This window comes from Halomonas sp. ABH4_019 (genome assembly GCF_056159885.1).
The window spans coordinates 1115627-1135132 of the sequence record NZ_JBSWWC010000001.1; the positions used below are offsets into that span (position 1 = coordinate 1115627).

The 19506-nt window shown below is 69.5% G+C and carries 20 protein-coding genes; 16 read left to right on the forward strand and 4 right to left on the reverse strand.

Annotated features, from left to right (window positions below; translation table 11 throughout):
* Positions 1–32 precede the first annotated feature (32 nt).
* The 4 genes from tgt (at position 33) to secF (ending at position 4500) form a co-directional block, all read left to right on the forward strand.
* On the forward strand, positions 33–1151 hold the full coding sequence (tgt, locus tag ACXAFN_RS05055) for a tRNA guanosine(34) transglycosylase Tgt (protein ID WP_474986745.1): 1119 nt from the start codon (positions 33–35) through the stop codon (positions 1149–1151).
* A gap of 81 nt (positions 1152–1232) precedes the next feature.
* Entirely contained in the window at positions 1233–1571 is a 339-nt protein-coding gene (yajC, locus tag ACXAFN_RS05060) for a preprotein translocase subunit YajC (RefSeq protein ID WP_474986747.1), read from the forward strand.
* Between the two features lie 145 nt (positions 1572–1716).
* A complete protein-coding gene (gene secD, locus ACXAFN_RS05065) occupies positions 1717–3567 on the forward strand; it encodes a protein translocase subunit SecD (protein ID WP_474986748.1) in 1851 nt (616 codons plus the stop codon).
* A gap of 9 nt (positions 3568–3576) precedes the next feature.
* Entirely contained in the window at positions 3577–4500 is a 924-nt protein-coding gene (gene secF / locus ACXAFN_RS05070; protein WP_474986750.1) for a protein translocase subunit SecF, read from the forward strand.
* Positions 4501–4608: 108 nt separating this feature from the next.
* On the opposite strand, the gene trpA is transcribed toward secF, so the two are convergent.
* Positions 4609–5448: a tryptophan synthase subunit alpha gene (trpA, locus tag ACXAFN_RS05075; RefSeq protein ID WP_474986751.1), complete on the reverse strand. Its 840-nt coding sequence runs from the start codon at positions 5446–5448 to the stop codon at positions 4609–4611.
* An 11-nt stretch (positions 5449–5459) separates the two neighbouring features.
* Positions 5460–6695, reverse strand: coding sequence for a tryptophan synthase subunit beta (gene trpB / locus ACXAFN_RS05080; protein WP_474986753.1), 1236 nt, complete (start codon positions 6693–6695; stop codon positions 5460–5462).
* A gap of 117 nt (positions 6696–6812) precedes the next feature.
* Between trpB and ACXAFN_RS05085 the strand changes: the two genes are divergently transcribed.
* The gene (locus ACXAFN_RS05085) at positions 6813–7715 is read left to right on the forward strand and encodes a LysR family transcriptional regulator (RefSeq protein WP_474986754.1); all 903 of its coding nucleotides are present in this window, start codon (positions 6813–6815) and stop codon (positions 7713–7715) included.
* Between the two features lie 93 nt (positions 7716–7808).
* On the opposite strand, the gene ACXAFN_RS05090 is transcribed toward ACXAFN_RS05085, so the two are convergent.
* A complete protein-coding gene (locus tag ACXAFN_RS05090) occupies positions 7809–8165 on the reverse strand; it encodes a hypothetical protein (RefSeq protein WP_474986755.1) in 357 nt (118 codons plus the stop codon).
* Between the two features lie 253 nt (positions 8166–8418).
* Complete coding sequence (locus ACXAFN_RS05095) at positions 8419–9213, reverse strand: inositol monophosphatase family protein (RefSeq protein WP_474986757.1); 795 nt, start codon at positions 9211–9213, stop codon at positions 8419–8421.
* A 188-nt stretch (positions 9214–9401) separates the two neighbouring features.
* On the opposite strand from ACXAFN_RS05095, the gene trmJ reads away from it, so the two are divergent.
* From trmJ to hisS, 11 genes are all read left to right on the forward strand, one after another.
* Positions 9402–10148: a tRNA (cytosine(32)/uridine(32)-2'-O)-methyltransferase TrmJ gene (gene trmJ, locus ACXAFN_RS05100; protein ID WP_474986758.1), complete on the forward strand. Its 747-nt coding sequence runs from the start codon at positions 9402–9404 to the stop codon at positions 10146–10148.
* Between the two features lie 190 nt (positions 10149–10338).
* Complete coding sequence (gene cysE, locus ACXAFN_RS05105) at positions 10339–11211, forward strand: serine O-acetyltransferase (RefSeq protein ID WP_474986760.1); 873 nt, start codon at positions 10339–10341, stop codon at positions 11209–11211.
* A 106-nt stretch (positions 11212–11317) separates the two neighbouring features.
* Positions 11318–11788: an Rrf2 family transcriptional regulator gene (locus tag ACXAFN_RS05110; protein ID WP_474986762.1), complete on the forward strand. Its 471-nt coding sequence runs from the start codon at positions 11318–11320 to the stop codon at positions 11786–11788.
* A gap of 22 nt (positions 11789–11810) precedes the next feature.
* A complete protein-coding gene (locus ACXAFN_RS05115; protein ID WP_474986764.1) occupies positions 11811–12959 on the forward strand; it encodes an aminotransferase class V-fold PLP-dependent enzyme in 1149 nt (382 codons plus the stop codon).
* Positions 12960–13021: 62 nt separating this feature from the next.
* Positions 13022–13348 (forward strand): HesB/IscA family protein, encoded by a 327-nt coding sequence (locus tag ACXAFN_RS05120; RefSeq protein ID WP_474986766.1) that lies wholly within the window; start codon positions 13022–13024, stop codon positions 13346–13348.
* 160 nt (positions 13349–13508) lie between these two features.
* Entirely contained in the window at positions 13509–13937 is a 429-nt protein-coding gene (gene ndk, locus ACXAFN_RS05125) for a nucleoside-diphosphate kinase (RefSeq protein ID WP_474986768.1), read from the forward strand.
* 61 nt (positions 13938–13998) lie between these two features.
* Positions 13999–15126 carry a dual-specificity RNA methyltransferase RlmN gene (rlmN, locus tag ACXAFN_RS05130; RefSeq protein ID WP_474986770.1) on the forward strand — a complete coding sequence of 376 codons (1128 nt, stop codon included), beginning with the start codon at positions 13999–14001 and terminating at the stop codon, positions 15124–15126.
* 102 nt (positions 15127–15228) lie between these two features.
* Positions 15229–15948, forward strand: coding sequence for a type IV pilus biogenesis/stability protein PilW (gene pilW / locus ACXAFN_RS05135; RefSeq protein WP_474986772.1), 720 nt, complete (start codon positions 15229–15231; stop codon positions 15946–15948).
* A gap of 30 nt (positions 15949–15978) precedes the next feature.
* Complete coding sequence (locus ACXAFN_RS05140; protein ID WP_474986774.1) at positions 15979–17028, forward strand: RodZ domain-containing protein; 1050 nt, start codon at positions 15979–15981, stop codon at positions 17026–17028.
* Positions 17029–17033: 5 nt separating this feature from the next.
* Positions 17034–18149: a flavodoxin-dependent (E)-4-hydroxy-3-methylbut-2-enyl-diphosphate synthase gene (gene ispG / locus ACXAFN_RS05145; RefSeq protein ID WP_474986775.1), complete on the forward strand. Its 1116-nt coding sequence runs from the start codon at positions 17034–17036 to the stop codon at positions 18147–18149.
* 23 nt (positions 18150–18172) lie between these two features.
* Positions 18173–19486 carry a histidine--tRNA ligase gene (gene hisS, locus ACXAFN_RS05150; protein ID WP_474986776.1) on the forward strand — a complete coding sequence of 438 codons (1314 nt, stop codon included), beginning with the start codon at positions 18173–18175 and terminating at the stop codon, positions 19484–19486.
* The last annotated feature ends 20 nt before the right edge of the window (positions 19487–19506 follow it).

Genomic DNA, 19506 nt, shown 5'->3' on the forward strand with positions numbered 1-19506 from the left:
TTTCGAGAGACCCCATGCGAGACGAATGCTTCATGAATTTCGAGCCCCTGGCCAGTGATGGCCGGGCGCGCCGCGGCCGCCTCAGCTTTCCGCGAGGCACCGTGGAAACTCCCGCCTTTATGCCGGTGGGCACCTACGGCACCGTCAAGGGCATGACGCCCGAGTCGGTGAAGGAGATCGGCGCCGAGATCATCCTCGGCAACACCTTCCACCTGTGGCTGCGCCCGGGCACCGAGGTCATCGAGGGTCACGGCGACCTGCACGACTTCGCCCAGTGGGACAAGCCGATCCTCACCGACTCCGGCGGCTTCCAGGTCTTCTCGCTGGGCGAGATGCGCAAGATCACCGAGCAGGGCGTGCACTTCCGCTCGCCGGTAGACGGCTCAAAGGTGTTCATGGGGCCCGAGGAATCCATGGCCGTGCAGCGCTCGCTGGGTTCCGACATCGTGATGATCTTCGACGAGTGCACCCCCTACCCGGCCAGCGAGGACGAGGCCAGGAAATCCATGGAGATGTCGCTGCGCTGGGCCAAGCGCTCGCGGGATGCCCATGGCGACTCGCCCTCGGCGCTGTTCGGCATCATCCAGGGCGGCATGTATCCCGAGCTGCGCCGGCGCTCCCTCGAGGGCCTGGAAGCGATCGGCTTCGACGGCTATGCCATCGGCGGCCTGTCGGTGGGCGAGCCCAAGGAAGAGATGATCAAGGTGCTCGACTACCTGCCCGAGTGGATGCCGGCCGACAAGCCGCGCTACCTGATGGGCGTGGGCAAGCCCGAGGATCTGGTGGAGGGCGTGCGCCGCGGCGTCGACATGTTCGACTGCGTGATGCCCACCCGCAACGCGCGCAACGGCCACCTGTTCACCGCGGAAGGCACGGTCAAGATCCGCAATGCCAAGCATCGCCACGACACCCGGCCGCTGGAGGAAGGGTGCGATTGCTATACCTGTCAGAACTTTTCCCGCGCCTACCTGCACCACCTGGACCGCTGCGGCGAGATGCTCGGCTCGATGCTCAACACCATCCACAATCTGCGTCATTATCAGCGCCTGATGGCCGGTTTGCGCGGTGCTATCGAAGCGGGTACATTGGCCAACTTCGTGGAAGGGTTCTACGCGCAGCGCGGCTTGCCGGTTCCCCCCGCACCGAATTGATCGGCGGCCGGCCCCGGTGGCCGCTCGCCGTGCGCCGATGGAAGGCGCCTGGTTTTCCCGCGACTCAGGAGATTGTCGTACATGCTGGACTTCTTCATTTCCCCGGCCCTGGCCCAGGACGCCGGCGCCGCCCCGGGCGGTGGCATCGCCCAGATCGTGATGCTGGTCGGCTTCGTGCTGATCTTCTACTTCCTGCTGTGGCGCCCCCAGGCCAAGCGGGCCAAGCAGCACAAGCAGCTGGTCGCCGGCCTGGCCAAGGGTGACGAGATCGTCATCGGCGGCGGCATGCTGGGCCGCATCACCAAGGTCAGCGACGACAGCGAGTTCCTGGCCATGGAAATCGCCGAGGGCACCGAGGTCAGCGTGCAGAAGACCGCCGTGGCGGCCGTCCTGCCCAAGGGCACGCTCAAGTCCATCTGACCGGACGCCCCCGCGCCCGCCCCGCCGAACGGCGGCGCGGGCTGCCCTGCGACCACCGAGGCGGGGCCCGGCCGACCGGCTCCGCCCGGTGCTCGTGATGGCATAGCGTCCGTTCCATCATCAGCAACCTGAGGGCAGGGCCCCCATGCTCAACCGTTACCCCCTGTGGAAGTATCTGCTGATACTCCTCGTGCTCCTCGTCGGCCTGATCTACTCCCTCCCCAACCTCTTCCCCGAGGACCCGGCGGTACAGATCAGCAGCGACGGCGGCGACTTCAGCCTCGACGAGCGCCAGCTCGAGCGCCTCGAGGGCTCCCTGGCCGACGCCGGCATCGACATCAAGTCCGTCGAACGCGATCCCGGCAGCGTGCTCATCCGCCTCGACAGCGCCGATGGCCAGATCCAGGCCCGCGACATGCTCAGCGAGGCGCTGGGCGACGACTACGTCGTGGCCCTGAACCTGGCCGAGTCGACCCCGGCCTGGCTGGAGTCCCTGGCCGCCTCTCCCATGACCCTCGGCCTTGACCTGCGCGGCGGCGTGCACTTCCTGCTCGAGGTCGACATGGAGGCCGCCCTGACCCAGCGCCTCGAGGTCAACGCCAGCGCCATGCGCGAGACCCTGCGCGACGAGCGAATCCGCTACCGCAACACCGAGGTCGAGGACCGCTCGATCACCATGGACTTCATGAACGAGGAAGACCGCGACGAGGCCCGCCGCCTGATCGGCCGCGACTTCCCCGAGTTCGAGTACCGTGACCTCGAACGCTCCCGCGGTGCCGGCCTGGCCATGGCGCTGACCGATGTCGCCGTGGAGGAGATCCAGGACTACGCGGTCAACCAGAACCTGACCACGCTGCGCAACCGCGTCAACGAGCTGGGCGTGGCCGAGCCGCTGGTCCAGCGCCAGGGCCCGGCGCGCATCGTCGTCGAGCTGCCCGGGGTGCAGGATACCGCCGCCGCCAAGCGCATCGTCGGCGCCACCGCCAACCTGGAATTCCGCCTCGAGGCCCGCCCGGACACGCCGGAGGCCGAGACCCAGAGCTTCCCGTTCCGCAACGAGCCCTCGCGCAGCGCCACCCTGATGCGCGACGTCATCATCACCGGCGACAGCGTCTCCAACGCCAATCACAGCTTCGACGAGAACGGCCGCCCCCAGGTCAACATCAACCTGGACGGCACCGGCGGCACCCTGATGAACCGCGCCACGCGCACCAACATCGGCCGCAACATGGCGGTGCTGTTCATCGAGCACAAGACCCGCGAGCGCACGGTGATCGAGGACGGCGAGGAAGTCGTCGTCCGCACCCCCTACACCGAGCGCGGCGTGATCAGCCTGGCGACCATCCAGAGCGCACTGGGCAACAGCTTCCGCATCACCGGGCTCGACTCGCCCACCGAGGCGGCCGACCTGGCGCTGCTGCTGCGCTCAGGCTCCTTGGCCGCGCCGATCTATTTCGCCCAGGAGCGCACCATCGGGCCGAGCCTCGGCGAGAAGAACATCGAGCGCGGCATCCTCTCGGTGCAGATCGGCCTGCTACTGGTGGTGGCCTTCATGCTGATCCGCTACAAGGTGTTCGGCATCTTCGCCAACGTCGCCCTGGCGCTGAACCTGACCCTGCTGGTGGCCGCCATGTCGCTGCTCGGCGCCACCCTGACGCTGCCCGGCATCGCCGGCATCGTGCTGACCCTGGGCATGGCGGTGGACGCCAACGTGCTGATCTTCGAGCGGATACGCGAGGAGCTGCGCACCGGGCTGTCGGTGCAGCAGGCCATCCACGCCGGCTACGAGCGCGCCTTCACCTCCATCGTCGACGCCAACATCACCACCCTGCTGGTGGCGTTGATCCTGTTCTCGATCGGCACCGGGCCGGTCAAGGGCTTCGCCGTGACGCTGTCGCTGGGCATCCTGACCTCGCTGTTCACCGCCCTGCTGGTGACCCGCGCCATGGTCAACCTGTGCTATGGCGGCAAGCCCGTGAAGAAGCTCTGGATTTAGGAGAAGGCCATGCAATCGTTCATCAATCGACAGCTCGACTTCATGGGCAGGCGTCGGCTGGCGTTCGCGGCCTCCGGGCTGATGCTGCTGGCATCGATCGCCGCTCTGCTGCTCAACGGGCTCAACCTGGGCCTGGACTTCACCGGCGGCACCCTGGTGGAGGTCCGCTACGCCTCGGCCCCGGCACTGGCCAGCGTGCGCGAGACCCTGGAGGCCGCCGGCTTCCAGGACGTGGCGGTGCAGACCTTCGGCGCCTCCACCGAGGTGCTGATCCGCCTGCAGCAGGCCTTCGAGGCCGGCGTCGGCGACCGGGTCGTCGAGCTGCTCGACCAGGGCGACGCCAGCGTCGAGCTGGTGCGCGCCGAGTTCGTCGGCGCCCAGGTCGGCGACCAGCTCCGCGACCAGAGCGGCATGGGCATGCTGGTGGCGCTCGGCATCGTGATGCTCTACGTGGCGGCCCGCTTCCAGTACAAGTTCGCCCTCGGCGCCCTGCTGGCCCTGATCCACGACGTGGTGATCGTGGTCGGCGCCTTCGCGCTGTTCGGCTTCGAGTTCGACCTCACGGTGCTGGCGGCGGTGCTGGCGGTGATCGGCTACTCGCTCAACGACACCATCGTGGTCTACGACCGCATCCGCGAGAACATCCGCAAGTCGCGCATCGACGACATGCCGACCATCTTCAACGAGGCCATCAACCAGACCCTGTCGCGCACCCTGGCGACCTCCGGCACCACCCTGCTGGTGCTGCTGGCCCTGGTGACGCTGGGCGGCGACATGATCCACTACTTCGCCGTGGCGCTGCTGATCGGCATCGTCATCGGCACCTTCTCGTCCATCTACGTCTCCGCGGCGCTGCTGCTGCCGCTGAAGCTCAGCCGCGAGGACCTGATCCCGGCCAAGAAGGAAGACCCGGAGGGCGAAGAGCTGCCCTGAGCGGCGCCTCTCCCGCCCACGAAAGAGCCACCCCTCGGGGTGGCTCTTTTCATGGCGGGACGCCTGCGTGGCGAGATTCGTGGCTTGCCGGGCCTGGCAGGACGAGGCTCAGGCCTCGGTCGAGGTCGCCTCCCGGGCGCGGCGTACCGCGCCGGCCAGCGAGCGGGTCAGCTCGAGCACGCCGCGGGAGGCCTCGGCCGGGCTCTCGGCCCGGACCACGCTGTCGGTCAACGCCGAGCCGACCACCACCGCGTCGGCGAAGCGGGCGATGCGCTCGGCCTGCTCGGGAGTGCGAATGCCGAAGCCGACGCCGATCGGCAGCGCGGAGTGCGCGCGGATGGCCTCGACTTCCTGCGCCACGCGCTCGGCGGACGGCGCGGCGGCGCCGGTCACGCCGGTGCTGGAGACGTAATAGAGGAAACCCGAGGTGTTCTCGAGCACCAGCGGCAGGCGCTCGGCGTCGGTGGTCGGGGTCGCCAGGCGGATGAAATCGAGGCCATGGGCCTTTGCCGGCAGGCATAGCTCGGCGTCGTGCTCCGGCGGCAGGTCGACCACGATCAGCCCGTCCACGCCGGCCTCGGCGGCATCACTGAGAAAGGCCTCGACGCCCATGCAGTAGATGGGGTTGTAGTAGCCCATCAGCACCACCGGGGTGGCATCGTCGCGCTCGCGCAGGGCGCGCACCATGGCGAGCGTCCTGGCCATGGTCTGCCCGCCCTCCAGGGCACGCAGCGTGGAGGCCTGGATCGACGGGCCGTCCGCCATGGGGTCGGTGAACGGCATGCCCAGTTCGATCAGGTCGGCGCCCGCCTCGGGCAGCGCCAGCAGGGTCTCGAGGCTAGTGGCGTAGTCGGGGTCGCCGGCACTGATGAAGGTGACGAGGCCGGCACGGTCGGCGGCCTTGAGCGCGTCGAAGCGGCGCGCGATGCGGTCGTGGCGTTGGGTCATCGTCTCTCTCCTCATTCTGCCGGTGCGTCGGCTGTCAGCTCGTCGGCCAGGCGTTCGGTGACGGTGGTCATGTCCTTGTCACCGCGCCCGCTCAGGTTCAGCACCATGACGTGATCCTCGGGCAGCGTCGGCGCCAGCTTGATCGCGTGAGCGATGGCGTGGGACGACTCCAGGGCCGGGATGATGCCCTCCAGACGGCACAGGGTCTTGAAGGCCTCCAGCGCCTCGTCGTCGGTCACGGCGACGTACTCGGCGCGGCCGACCTCGTGCAGCCAGGCGTGCTCGGGGCCGATGCCCGGGTAGTCGAGGCCCGCCGAGATGGAGTGCGCGTCGGTGATCTGGCCCTCGGCGGACTGCAGCAGGAAGGTCCGGTTGCCGTGCAGCACGCCGGGGCTGCCGCCCTGCAGGCTGGCGGCGTGCTTGCCGGTGTCCAGCCCTTCCCCGGCGGCCTCCACGCCGATCAGGCGCACCTCCTCGTCCTCGAGGAAGGGGTGGAACAGGCCCATGGCGTTGGAGCCGCCGCCGATGCAGGCCACCAGCGAATCGGGCAGCCGGCCCTCCTTCTCGGCCAACTGCTCGCGCACCTCCTGGCCGATCACCGACTGGAAGTCGCGCACCATGGCCGGGTACGGGTGCGGGCCGGCCACGGTGCCGATGATATAGAAGGTGTCGGCGACGTTGGTCACCCAGTCGCGCAGGGCGTCGTTCATCGCATCCTTCAGGGTGCCGGTGCCGCTGGTCACCGGGATCACCTTGGCGCCCAGCAGCTTCATGCGCTGCACGTTGGGCTGCTGGCGGTCGATGTCGGTGCTGCCCATGTAGATGATGCATTCCATGCCGAAGCGGGCCGCCACGGTGGCGGTGGCCACGCCGTGCATGCCGGCGCCGGTCTCGGCGATGATGCGCTGCTTGCCCATGCGGCGGGCCAGCAGCACCTGGCCGATGCAGTTGTTGATCTTGTGCGCGCCGGTATGCATCAGGTCTTCGCGCTTGAGGTAGATCCTCGCGCCGCCGAGCGCCGCGGTCAGCCGCTCGGCGAGGTAGAGCGGGCTCTCGCGGCCGATGTAGTCGCGGCGCAGGGCGTCCAGCTCGGCGTGGAACTCGGGGTCCTGCTTGGCCGACTCATAGGCCGCCTGAAGCTCGAGGATCAGCGGCATCAGGGTTTCGGCGACGAAGCGGCCACCGAAGCGGCCGAAGAAGCCATCGGCATCGGGGGCGAGTTCGGCGGTGGGGTGCGGCAGACCCATGGGGACGACTCCTGACGGTCAGTGGGGAATGGCCACCAAGATACCTCGCACAGCGCCTTGTGATTAGCGATCATTGCTCGCTAACCTGTGAGAAAAGCTGACATGTCAGGAGCCCGCATGAGTGACCGCCTGCCCTCGCTGAATGCCCTGCGCGCCTTCGACGAGACGGCCCGCACGCTGAGCGTCACGCGCGCCGCCGAGGCGCTGCACGTCACCCACGGTGCGGTCAGCCGCCAGCTCAAGCAGCTCGAGGAGCAGCTCGGGGTGACGCTGTTCCACCGCCAGGGACGCGGCCTGGCGCTGACTCGGGAGGGCGAGCTGTTGCGTGCCTCGACCTCACAGGCCTTCGAGCGGCTCGGCCAGGCCTGCACCCAGCTGCGACGGCGCGCCACGGAGGCGCCGCTGGTGCTCGGCTGCCCGGGCAGCTTCCTCGCCCGCTGGTTCATTCCTCGGCTGGATCGCCTGAAGGCCCAATGCCCGGCGTTGAACCTGCACCTGACCGCCGACGAGGAGGTGACCGGCCGGCTCGGCATCGAGGTCGACGCCGTGCTGCGCTTCGCCGAGCCGCCCTGGCCCGCCGAGGTGCGGGTGGTCGAACTGGCGCCGGAACGCATGGGGCCGGTGTTGGCACCGGAGCTGCTCGACGCGCCCTCTCGCGACGCCCAGGCGCCTGAACCCGCCGAGCTGACGACGCTGCCGATGCTGCATACCCAGTCGCGCCCCCAGGCCTGGTCGCAGTGGTTCGCGGCCCGGGGGCTGGACCCCGCGACGATGCGTCACGACCAGTCGTTCGAACACCTGCACTACATGCTGGAGGCCGCCCTGGTGGGCCTGGGCGTTGCCATCGCGCCGTCTTACCTGGTGGAGGAGGACCTGCGCACGGGCCGGCTGGTCGCGCCCTGGGGCTTCATCGAGACCCCGGCACGGCTCGCCCTGTGGCTGCCGCCCGGCGGGCCGCGTCGGGACATCGATCAACTGGTCGAGTGGCTGGCACGGGAGCTTGCGCGCTCCGCCGGCTGAGGCCGGGCAGCAAAAAGCCCCCGGGGTCGCCGGGGGCTTCTCGATGCCGCGTCACGCCGCGCGAACGGCGGCGGGGCTCGCCTCGGGTCGTGCCTAGGCGACGCCCTGGGCCTCGTCGGCCTCATCGGGCGAATAGACTTCGCGGGCATGGTGATAGAGCACCCCGGCGTAGCCGTTGCGCTGCATCACCTTGAGGATCTTGGCGGGATTCTGATCGTCGAGGGCTCGGCGCAGCTTGTCCTGCTGCTCGTCGTCCAGGGCCTCGTGCCAGTGGTAGGGCTCGCCATTCGCGCTGGCCGTCTCCGCCCGACGGATCAGGTCCATCTCGACCCGGCCCCCGTAGCGATACAGCAGGTCGTAACCTTCCTGGAGATGCAGCGCCGGCACGTCGCAGGGTTTCTCCAGGCTTTCCAGCACGTTGTAGTAGTAATAGCTGAGCGGTTCCATCATCACTCCTCTCGCGAATGAGGGTCATGGCCCGGCCTCGGCGAGCGTCGCGGCCGGGGACGCATGGAGCCGGGGCGGTGAACGCCACCGACCCCTCCAAGCTACACCCACTCGCGCGTACAGAACAGTCTTGCGAACGTCACCGGATGTAACGGCCCCGAACGCAAGACGCCCCCGCGGCCAGGCCACGGGGGCGTCTCGATCAACCGGAGTGAACGACGGCTCCTGTTCGGATACCGCCGTCGCTCGCGCTCCCTCAGAAGTGCGGCTTGAGCTGCTTCAGCAACGCCTTGAACAGCCGCGGACCAGCGGCCATCAGTTGCCCCTCGGCGGTCACCGCCGGCTGGCCGTCCGGCGTGCCCTGCAGGGCCCCGGTCTCCTTGAGCAGCAGCGAGCCGACCAGCAGGTCCTGCTCCTCAATGCCCAGCACGAAGGCGGCATCGACGCGGCCGGCCGCCAGTTCGGCGATGTCCAGCAGGCCGCTGCCGGAGGCCCGCAGCAGGTCCAGCTGGGGCGCCAGCTGCTGGGTCAGGGTCAGGTAGGAGGGCAGCTGGCGGTCGCGCAGCCAGCTTTCCGGCAGGCTCATGGCGACTCGGGTGCCGGGAATCGACGTGGCCTTGGAGACGCGCAGGCGCTTGCCGTTGAGCTGGGCGCCGCGGCCGCGGCTGGCCAGGTACTCATCGTCGCTGAAGGGGCAGATCACCACCGCATGCTCCGGACGGCCCTTGACCAGGCACACCAGCGACAGCGCGAAGCTCGGCGCGGCGACGGCCAGGTTGGAGTAGCCATGGAAGGGTTCGATGCGCCACAGCACGTCGGCGCCCTCGCCTTCGCCGGCACGGTGCGGCGTGTAGCGGCCGACGACGCCGTGCTGGGGATAGCCGCGGGACAGCTGGCGGGTGATCAGCGCCTCGGCGTTGCGAGCGGTGTCCTCGAGCAGCTTGTCGAGGTTGTGCTCTTCGTGGGCGTTCTCGATGCGCTCGCGGATGCGCAGGAACTGTTCGCCGGCACTGCGAGCGGCACGCAGCGCGTATTGGACCATCGGATGCATGATCGGGCCTTGGGGAGTCGGTGGTGTTAAAGAACGGTCGGCGCGAATCCTAGCAGAAGCACGGCTCCCGCGCCATGCACACCCCTCACCCCTCGAAGCTCGAAGCTCGAAGCTCGAAGCTCGAAGCTCGAAGCCAGCATGCTAGACTGCGCCTTTCCCATCTTCGACAGTCCCAACCGGAAGTTCCCATGCTCGAGCGCATCCGCATCGTCCTGATCGGCACCAGCCATCCCGGCAACATCGGCGGCACCGCCCGCGCCATGCACAACATGGGGCTGGCGGACCTGGCCCTGGTGGCACCGCGCTGCGAACCGCTGACCGCGGACACCGTCTCCCGCGCCTCGGGCGCCGACGCCCTGGTCCACGGCGCGCGCACTGTGGAAACGCTGGAGGAGGCCGTCGCCGACTGCACCCTGGTGGTGGGCGCCAGCGCCCGTTCGCGGACCCTGCCCTGGCCGATGATCACGCCCCGGGCGCTCGGCGAGCGGCTGCCCGAGGAGCTGGCCGCCGCGGAGAGCCGCGTGGCCCTGGTCTTCGGCCGCGAGGACAGCGGGCTCACCAATGCCGAGCTGCAGCGCTGCCACGCCCACGTGCACATCCCCACCAACCCAGACTTCAGCTCGCTGAACCTGGCCGCCGCGGTGCAGGTACTGGCCTACGAGTGCCGGCTGGCCTGGCTGGACCACCAGGCCGGCGATCCTCCGGCGCCGCCCGAGCAGCCGCTGGCCAGCCACGAGGAGCTCGAGCACTACTTCTCCCACCTGGAGCGCACGCTGATCGCCATCGGCTTCCACGACCCGGCGCAGCCGCGCCAGCTGATGGCGCGACTGCGCCGTTTCGTGCTGCGCGCGCGGCCGGAGCGCATGGAGGTCAACATCCTGCGCGGCATCCTCTCCTACACCGAACGGCTGGCCCCGCGGCGCGAGGACGACTGAGCGCGGCGCCGGGGCGACGGGCGAGCAGCGCCCCGGAACGAGCCCCAGGGGCGGCACCCGAGCCTTGCCGGCTCGACGGCGGGCACCGCGGCTTGAAGCCGGCCCGCCACGCCCCCACTATAAAGAGGATCGACGCGTCTCGAGCCGCTGGCCGCCATCGCCCTTTGTCGTCACATCAAGGACCCGCCGCATGTTTCAACGTCTGCGCGAGGACATCAACAGCGTATTCGCCCGTGATCCGGCGGCGCGCAACTTCCTGGAAGTGCTCACCAACTATCCGGGCCTGCACGCCCTGCTCGTCCATCGCCTCAGCCACTGGCTGTGGGGCAAGAACCTCAAGTGGCTGGCGCGCACCCTGTCGAGCCTGGCGCGCTGGTTCACCGGCATCGAGATCCATCCCGGGGCGACCATCGGCCGACGCTTCTTCATCGACCATGGCATGGGGGTGGTGATCGGCGAGACCGCCGAGGTCGGCGACGACGTCACCCTCTACCAGGGCGTGACCCTGGGCGGCACCAGCTGGAGCAAGGGCAAGCGCCACCCGACCCTGGAGGACGGCGTGATCGTCGGCGCCGGCGCCAAGATCCTCGGCCCCTTCACCGTGGGCGCCGGCGCCAAGGTCGGCTCCAACGCCGTGATCACCAAGGAGGTGCCCGTCGGCGCCACCGTGGTGGGTATCCCCGGCAAGGTGGTCAAGCGCGACGACCCCGACATCGTCACCCCGCTCGAGGTCGACCCCGAACGCCGCGAGGCCATGCGCCGCAAGTTCGGCTTCGACGCCTACGGTGTCAGCCAGGACATGCCCGACCCGGTGGCGCGCTCGATGCAGGCCATGCTCGATCACATGCATGCGGTGGACGAGCGCATCGAGCGCATGTGCTCGACGCTGCGCCAGATCGATGCCGGCTTCCGCGACGGCCGCCTGCCCGAGCTGCGCGACGAGGACTTCGCCAACATCCTCGCCGACGTGGACAGCTGCTGCGGCCCGCAGCAGGACGAGTCCACCGACGCGACCGGCGAGCCGGCCGCCACCGAGAAGCCGCGTCGCCGCCAGAATGGTTGACCGCCACGCTCGGGCTTTATCATAATACTCGGCCGACCCGACGCCGCGAGCGTCGGCCCGCTTCACCGATGGTCGACGCCCGTGCCGGCACCGAGGTGATTACTCCATGCGCCTGACCACCAAGGGACGCTACGCCGTCACCGCCATGCTCGACCTGGCCATGAATGCCGACGAGGGCCCCACCAGCCTCGCCGACATCTCGCGGCGCCAGGAGATCTCGCTGTCCTATCTCGAACAGCTGTTCGCCCGCCTGCGGCGCGCGCACCTGGTCGACAGCGTGCGCGGGCCCGGCGGCGGCTATCTGCTGGCCCTGGCACCGGACGCCATCTCGGTGGCCCGAGTGATCGACGCGGTCAACGAGTCGGTGGACGCCACCCGCTGCGGCGGCCTGTCGGACTGCCAGCAGGGCGACACCTGCCTGACCCACCACCTGTGGAACGAGCTGTCCGAGCAGATTCACGGCTACCTGGAGGGCGTGACCCTCGGCCAGCTGGCCGGTCGCGACGAGTTCCGTCGCATCGCCCAGCGCCAGCGTCGTCGCCTCGACGACGACCAGATCCCGACCGTCTCGTCCTGAACCCATTTACCGTCACGAGCCCATGAGCGCACCCGTCTACCTCGATTACGCCGCCACCACCCCCGTCGACCCGCGAGTCGCCGAGGTCATGAGTCGCCACCTCACCCAGGAGGGCGTCTTCGCCAACCCGGCCTCGCGCAGCCACATGCCCGGCTGGCAGGCCGAGCAGGCCGTGGAGAGCGCGCGTCGCCAGGTCGCCGACACGCTCGGCGCCGACCCCCGCGAGATCGTCTGGACCAGCGGCGCCACCGAGGCCGACAACCTGGCGCTGACCGGCTACATGCGCGCCAACCGCGCGCGCGGTCGCCATCTGGTGACCTCCACCATCGAGCACAAGGCGGTGGTCGACACCGCCAAGGCGCTCGAGCAGGAAGGCTTCGAGGTCAGCTGGCTGAGCCCGGATCGCGACGGCCGCATCACCCCCGAGACCCTGCGCGCCGCGATGCGCGACGATACCGTGCTGGTCTCGCTGATGGCGGTGAACAACGAGCTCGGCGTCATCCACGACCTGGCCGCCCTGGCCGAGGTGGCCCACGCCGGCGGCGCGGTCTTCCACGTGGACGCGGCCCAGGCGGTAGGGCGCATCCCGCTGGACGTCGCCGCCCAGGGCATCGACCTGCTGTCGGTGTCCGGCCACAAGGTCTACGGGCCCAAGGGCGTGGGCGCGCTCTACGTGAAACGCGACCCGGACCTGCGCCTGGAGGCGCTGATCCACGGCGGCGGGCACGAGCGGGGCATGCGCTCCGGCACCCTGCCGACCCACCAGATCGCCGGCATGGGCGAGGCCTTCGCCATCGCCAGCCGCGAGGGCGAGGCCGACCAGGCGCGCATCCGCACGCTGCGCGACCGCCTGCTGGCCGGCCTCGACGACCTCGAGGGGGTGCATCGCAACACCGCGCTCGAGAGCGCCGTGCCCAACATCCTCAACCTGGCCTTCGAGGGGGTCGACGGCGAGTCGCTGCTGATGGCGCTGCGCGACATCGCCCTGTCCACCGGTTCGGCCTGCAACTCGGCCAGCGTCGAGCCATCCTATGTACTGAAAGGCATCGGCGTGCCACGCCGCCTGGCGCTCGCCTCGCTACGCTTCAGCTTCGGTCGCTTCACCACCGAGGCCGACATCGACCGTACCCTGGAGGCCCTGCGGCATGCCCTGATCGGGCTGCGCCGCTGACGAGAAGCACGGCAGGTGCCGGCTTCCCGTCGACGAACCTCCGACTCCGCAGGAGATACACCATGGCGACACTTTCGATCACCAACGCCGCCGCCGACCAGATCCGCCGGGTGCTCGACGAGCGCGGCCACGGCCTGGGCCTGCGCGTCTCGGTCAAGCCCAGCGGCTGCTCCGGCTACAGCTACGTGCTCGACTTCGCCGACGAGGCGGCGAACGACGACATCATCGTCGAGGAACACGGCGTACGGGTCTACGTGGCCCCCGAGGCGCTGGAAGTACTCGACGGCAGCGAGGTGGACTACGTCGCGGAGGGCCTGAACCGCTACTTCCGCTTCAACAACCCCAACGTCAAGGACGAATGCGGCTGCGGCGAGAGCTTCAGCGTCTGACCCGGCGCGATTGTCCATCGCCGCCCCGGGGCGGTATACTCTGCGCCCATTCGGCGCCCGGCGCCGGACCGCACTTATCCCCGGCCTCGCGCCGCCCCGGCCCTCCCGGGGCGGCGCGAGGCCGTAACGCTCGTGACTTTCCAGACTGGAGACAAGCCCCATGGCTACCGAACGCACCCTGTCCATCATCAAGCCCGACGCCGTCGCCAAGAACGTCATCGGCGAGATCGAGAGCCGCTTCGAGAAGGCCGGCCTGAAGATCGTCGCCGCCAAGATGCTCCAGCTCTCCCAGGAGCAGGCCGAAGGTTTCTACGCCGAGCACAAGGAGCGTCCCTTCTTCGGTGACCTGGTCGGCTTCATGACCTCCGGCCCGGTGGTCGTGCAGGTGCTGGAAGGCGACAACGCCATCGCCGCCAACCGCGACCTGATGGGCGCCACCAACCCCAAGGAAGCCGAGGCCGGCACCATCCGCGCCGACTTCGCCCAGTCCATCGACGCCAACGCCGTCCACGGCTCCGACTCGCCGGAGTCCGCGGCGCGCGAGATCGCCTATTTCTTCCAGGACAGCGAGATCTGCCCGCGCGGCTGATCCCCTGTCGCCGGCGGGGGCATCCTGCCCCCGCCCGCCCCCACCGACCCGCTGACTGCCCATGACCGCCACGACCGCTCCCCAACGCACCAACCTGCTCGGCATGACGCGCGAGGAGATGGAAGCCTTCTTCCTTTCCATCGGCGAGAAGAAGTTTCGTGCCGCCCAGGTGATGAAATGGATCCATCACGAGGGCTGCGCCGAGTTCGCGGCCATGACCAACCTGTCCAAGGCACTGCGAGCGCGCCTCGAGGAGGTCGCCGAGATCCGCGGCCCGGGCGTGGTCTACGAGGGCTCTTCCAGCGACGGCACCCGCAAGTGGGTGCTGGAAGTGGAGGACGGCAGCTACGTGGAGACGGTGCTGATTCCCGCCGAGAACGGCAAGCGCCGCACCCTCTGCGTCTCCTCCCAGGTCGGCTGCTCGCTGGACTGCAGCTTCTGTTCCACCGGCAAGCAGGGCTTCCAGCGCAACCTCACCGCCGCCGAGATCATCGGCCAGGTCTGGGTCGCCAGCAACAGCTTCGGCCCGCGCAACGACACCGCCAACCGCCCGGTCACCAACGTGGTGATGATGGGCATGGGCGAACCGCTGCTGAACTACGACAACGTCGTGCCGGCGATGAAGCTGATGCTCGACGACAACGGCTACGGCCTCTCCAAGCGCCGCGTCACGCTCTCCACCTCCGGCGTGGTGCCGATGCTCGACCGCCTCGGCGACGAGCTCGACGTGAGCCTGGCCATCTCGCTGCACGCCGCCAACGATGAGCTGCGCAACGAGCTGGTACCGCTCAACCGCAAGTACGACATCCGCACCCTGCTCGACGCCTGCCAGCGCTACCTGGCCAAGTGCGGCGACACCCGGCTGATCACCATCGAGTACACCCTGATCAAGGACGTCAACGATCAGCAGCAACACGCCCGAGAGCTCGCCGAGCTGCTCGACGAGCTGCCGTGCAAGATCAACCTGATCCCGTTCAATCCCTTCCCCCACTCGGGCTACGAGAAGCCGTCGCGCAACCAGACGATGCGCTTCCAGCAATGGCTCGCCGATCTCGGCTACACGGCGCCGATCCGCAGCACCCGCGGCGACGATATCGACGCCGCCTGCGGCCAGCTGGTGGGGCGCGTCAAGGACCGCACCAAGCGCCACGCGCGCTATATCCAGTCGATCCAGATCGACGCCGACTGAGCCGCGCCCGCCTTGACTTCGACCGGGCACGACGCTTTGATGGTCGGGCCTTTTTTACCCACGGTCGAGCGGCCCCCACGCCGCTGCCTCAGAGAGGATGCCATGACACGCCGCCCGCCCGGTCATCGACAGTTTTCCGTCACCGTCGTCCTGGCGAGCGCTCTCTGGCTGACCGGCTGTGCCGCCCCCGGCGGCACGGCACCGCCCGCGGCGGATACGCCCGACCCCGTCGAGGCCTATACCCGGCTCGGCACCGCCTACCTGGAACGCAACAACCTGCCCCGGGCGTTGTCGGCCCTGGACCGCGCCCTGGAGATCGCCCCGGGCGACGCCGAGGCGCTGCAGGCCATGGCCATCGTCTATCAGCGCCAGGGCGAGGCGGAGCTCGCCGACGAGACCTTTCGCCGGGCGCTCGACGCCGCCCCTGAACTGACGCGGGCACGCAACAACTACGCCGCTTTCCTGTATGATCAGGGGCGCATCCGCGAGGCCTGCCGCCAGCTCGAGCAGGCCACCGCCGACCCCCAGTACGCCAATCGCGCCCAGCTATTCTCCAACCTGGGCCAGTGCCAGCGACGCCTCGGCGACGTCGCGGCCGCCCGCGAGAGCCTGGAGCGCGCCCAGAGCCTGGACCCGCGCCGCGCAGGCAGCTACCTGCGGCTGGCCCGGCTGGAACATGCGCAAGGCCGCCATGCCCGGGCAGAGCAGCAGCTCGAGGCCTTCATGCGCCTGGCCGGCCCCACGCCGGCGGCCAGGCGGCTGGCCGACGAGCTGGCACGCGCCTCCGGTGGCCGGTCGGCGGCATCCGATGACGCGCCCTGATCCCGTATTTCCCATGAAGGATGCCACGCCATGAGCGACACCCCCTATCTGGAGCCCGACGCGACCGCCGACCAGGCCTCGCCCGGCGAGCTGTTGCGCCGCGAGCGCGAGGCCCTGGAGCTGTCGCGCGATGAGGTCGCCGAGGCCCTGAACCTGCGCCCGGCCGTGATCGAGGGCCTGGAGCACGATGTCTACGACGAGGTACCGATCGCCACCTACCGGCGCGGCTACCTGCGCAGCTACGCCAACCTGCTGGGCATGGACGTCGAGCGGGTGCTGACCGCCTACCAGGCGCGCTTCGGCAGCGAGGACACGGAGCGCAAGGTCACCCCGGTGCACGTGGTCAGCAAGCCGCCCTCACGCCTCGGCGCCTGGCTGTTTCGCCTGGCCACCCTGCTGGTGATCGCCGGCCTGGTCGGCCTGACCCTGATGTGGTGGCAGAGCCGCGGCGGCAGCCAGCCGCCCACGCCCGGCGACAATGCACCGGTGGCGGTGGACAGCCTCGACGGCACCACCATCACCGAGGGCGGCGACCCGGCAACCGACGAGACCGGCGCCGCGGCCGGTGACTGGTCCGACGAGGTCGCCACCGAGGCCGACGACGGCGCCAGTGGCGACGAAACCACTGCCGCCGACGAGGCCACCGCCGAGGCCGCGACGGCCGACGGCGAGGCCGCTTCGACTGAAGCACCGGCCGACGCGCCGGCCCAGGCGGCGGATGCCGCCGACGCCGTGGACGGCGGCGAACAGGCCGACGGCCAGGCCGAGGGCGAGTCCGTCGCCGCGGAAGACGCCGAGACCGACGGCGCCGACCAGGCCGCCGAGCCGGCGGGCGATCGCCGGATACTCGAACTGACCTTCAACGAGCAGTCCTGGACCGAGATCTTCGATGCCAGCGGGCAGCGCGTCTTCGTCGGCCTCCAGGAACCCGGTACCACGGCACGCGTCGAAGGCGAACCGCCCTTCCGGCTGACCGTGGGCAACGCCACCGGCGTCGAGCTGGCCTGGCGCGGCGAGCCGGTGGAGCTGGCGCCGCGTACCGGCGCCAACAACGTCGCCCGTTTCACTCTGGGAGAATGAGTCCGATGCACGCTACATCGCCCATCACCCGTCGCCAGTCACGCCGCATCCATGTCGGCAAGGTGCCGGTCGGCGGCGGCGCGCCCATCTCCGTCCAGAGCATGACCAACACCGACACCCTGGACGTGGCCGCCACCGTGGCCCAGATCCGCCAGCTGGAGACGGCCGGCGCGGACATCGTGCGCGTCTCGGTGCCCAGCATGGACGCCGCCGAGGCCTTCGGCCGCATCAAGCGCGAGGTCGAGGTGCCGCTGGTGGCGGACATCCACTTCGACTACAAGATCGCCCTGCGCGTCGCCGAGCTCGGCGTCGACTGCCTGCGCATCAACCCCGGCAACATCGGCCGCGAGGACCGCGTCAAGGCCGTGGTCGGCGCCGCCCGCGACAACGGCATCCCGATCCGCATCGGCGTCAACGCCGGTTCCCTGGAGAAGGACCTGCAGAGGAAATACGGCGAGCCGACCCCCGCGGCCCTGGTCGAGTCCGCGATGCGCCACATCGACCACCTCGAGCGCCTCGATTTCCCCGACTTCAAGGTCAGCGTCAAGGCCTCCGACGTGTTCATGGCGGTGGCTGCCTACCGCGATCTCGCCACCCGCATCGAGCAGCCACTGCATCTCGGCATCACCGAGGCCGGCGGGCTGCGCTCGGGCACCGTCAAGTCGTCCATCGGGCTCGGCATGCTGCTGATGGACGGCATCGGCGATACCATCCGCGTGTCGCTGGCCGCCGATCCGGTCGAGGAGATCAAGGTCGGCTTCGACATGCTCAAGAGCCTGCGCCTGCGGGCCAAGGGCATCAACTTCGTCGCCTGCCCGAGCTGCTCGCGCCAGAACTTCGACGTCATCGGCACCATGAACGAGCTCGAGGAACGCCTCGACGACGTGCTCACGCCGCTGGACGTCTCGGTCATCGGTTGCGTGGTCAACGGCCCGGGCGAGGCCAAGGAAAGCGACATCGGCCTGACCGGCGGCAGCCCCGCCAACCTCGTCTACATCGACGGCAAGCCGGCCAGCAAGCTGCGCAACGACCACCTGGTCGACGACCTGGAGCGGATGATCCGCGACAAGGTCCGCGAGAAGGAACAGGCCGAGCAGGACGTCATCGCCCGGGACGCCTGAGGCGTGCCGACAAGGAGCCAGCATTGAGCAAGTCCGACACCAGCAAGAAAAAGATCCAGGCCATTCGTGGCATGAACGACCTGCTGCCGGAGCAGTCCCCGCTGTGGCAGTACTTCGAGGGCCAGGTGCGCACCCTCATGGGCCGCTACGGCTATGACGAGATCCGCACCCCCATCGTCGAGCAGACGGCGCTGTTCAAGCGCTCCATCGGCGAGGTCACCGACATCGTCGAGAAGGAGATGTACACCTTCGACGACCGCAACGGCGACAGCCTGACCCTGCGTCCCGAGGGCACCGCGAGCTGCGTGCGCGCCGCCATGGAGCACGGCCTGCTGCACAACCAGACCCAGCGGCTGTGGTACCAGGGGCCGATGTTCCGCCACGAGCGCCCCCAGAAGGGCCGCTACCGGCAGTTCCACCAGGTCGGGGTCGAGACCTTCGGCCTCGAGGGGCCGGACATCGACGCCGAGCTGATCCTGCTCTCGGCCCGGCTGTGGAAGCAGCTCGGCCTGTACGAGCACGTCACCCTGGAGCTCAACTCCCTGGGCTCGCCGGAGGCCCGCGCCGCCTACCGCGACACCCTGGTGGCCTACTTCGAGCAGCACCTCGAGGTGCTCGACGAGGACTCCCGCCGCCGGCTGACCTCCAACCCGCTGCGCATCCTCGACTCCAAGAACCCGGACATGGCGCCGATGCTGGCCGACGCGCCGCGGCTGATGGACCACCTGGACGAGGCATCCCAGCAGCACTTCGAGCGGCTCACCGCCATGCTCGACGCCGCCGGCATCGCCTACGTGGTCAACCCGCGGCTGGTGCGCGGACTCGACTATTACTCGCGCACCGTCTTCGAGTGGACCACCACGGCGCTGGGCAGCCAGGGCACGGTGTGCGCCGGCGGCCGCTACGACGGCCTGGTCGAGCAGCTCGGCGGCAAGCCGGTGCCGGCGGTCGGCTTCGCCATGGGCATCGAGCGGCTGATCCTGCTGCTCGACACCCTGGACCTGGTGCCCGACGAGGCCCGGGGCGAGCTCGACGTCTACCTGCTGCCGATGAGCGAGGCCACCGAGCCCGCCGCCCTGCTGCTGGGCGAGCGCCTGCGCGAGGCGCTGCCCGGCCTCGGCCTGCAGCTGCACTGCGGCGGCGGCAGCTTCAAGAGCCGCATCAAGAAGGCCGACAAGAGCGGCGCCCGCCTGGCCCTGCTGCTCGGCGAGGACGAGCTCGCCGAGAACGCCGTGACGCTGAAGTTCCTGCGCGAGGATCGCGAACAGCAACGCCTCGACCAGGACGCCCTCGACCAGACCCTCACATCCCTGCTGGCGGGCGCAGCCCCCGCCTGACGGCCCACGGACACATAAAG

Coding starts and splice junctions, on each gene's coding strand:
- ACXAFN_RS05110 (WP_474986762.1), top strand. CDS start 11,318: ATGCGCCTGACCACCAAGGGACGCTACGCCGTCACCGCCATGCTCGAC.
- ispG (WP_474986775.1), top strand. CDS start 17,034: ATGCACGCTACATCGCCCATCACCCGTCGCCAGTCACGCCGCATCCAT.
- ACXAFN_RS05095 (WP_474986757.1), bottom strand. CDS start 9,213: ATGCATCCGATGGTCCAATACGCGCTGCGTGCCGCTCGCAGTGCCGGC.
- yajC (WP_474986747.1), top strand. CDS start 1,233: ATGCTGGACTTCTTCATTTCCCCGGCCCTGGCCCAGGACGCCGGCGCC.
- ACXAFN_RS05140 (WP_474986774.1), top strand. CDS start 15,979: ATGAGCGACACCCCCTATCTGGAGCCCGACGCGACCGCCGACCAGGCC.
- trpB (WP_474986753.1), bottom strand. CDS start 6,695: ATGGGTCTGCCGCACCCCACCGCCGAACTCGCCCCCGATGCCGATGGC.
- secF (WP_474986750.1), top strand. CDS start 3,577: ATGCAATCGTTCATCAATCGACAGCTCGACTTCATGGGCAGGCGTCGG.
- ACXAFN_RS05120 (WP_474986766.1), top strand. CDS start 13,022: ATGGCGACACTTTCGATCACCAACGCCGCCGCCGACCAGATCCGCCGG.
- trmJ (WP_474986758.1), top strand. CDS start 9,402: ATGCTCGAGCGCATCCGCATCGTCCTGATCGGCACCAGCCATCCCGGC.
- rlmN (WP_474986770.1), top strand. CDS start 13,999: ATGACCGCCACGACCGCTCCCCAACGCACCAACCTGCTCGGCATGACG.
- ndk (WP_474986768.1), top strand. CDS start 13,509: ATGGCTACCGAACGCACCCTGTCCATCATCAAGCCCGACGCCGTCGCC.
- secD (WP_474986748.1), top strand. CDS start 1,717: ATGCTCAACCGTTACCCCCTGTGGAAGTATCTGCTGATACTCCTCGTG.
- ACXAFN_RS05085 (WP_474986754.1), top strand. CDS start 6,813: ATGAGTGACCGCCTGCCCTCGCTGAATGCCCTGCGCGCCTTCGACGAG.
- pilW (WP_474986772.1), top strand. CDS start 15,229: ATGACACGCCGCCCGCCCGGTCATCGACAGTTTTCCGTCACCGTCGTC.
- trpA (WP_474986751.1), bottom strand. CDS start 5,448: ATGACCCAACGCCACGACCGCATCGCGCGCCGCTTCGACGCGCTCAAG.
- ACXAFN_RS05090 (WP_474986755.1), bottom strand. CDS start 8,165: ATGATGGAACCGCTCAGCTATTACTACTACAACGTGCTGGAAAGCCTG.
- ACXAFN_RS05115 (WP_474986764.1), top strand. CDS start 11,811: ATGAGCGCACCCGTCTACCTCGATTACGCCGCCACCACCCCCGTCGAC.
- tgt (WP_474986745.1), top strand. CDS start 33: ATGAATTTCGAGCCCCTGGCCAGTGATGGCCGGGCGCGCCGCGGCCGC.
- cysE (WP_474986760.1), top strand. CDS start 10,339: ATGTTTCAACGTCTGCGCGAGGACATCAACAGCGTATTCGCCCGTGAT.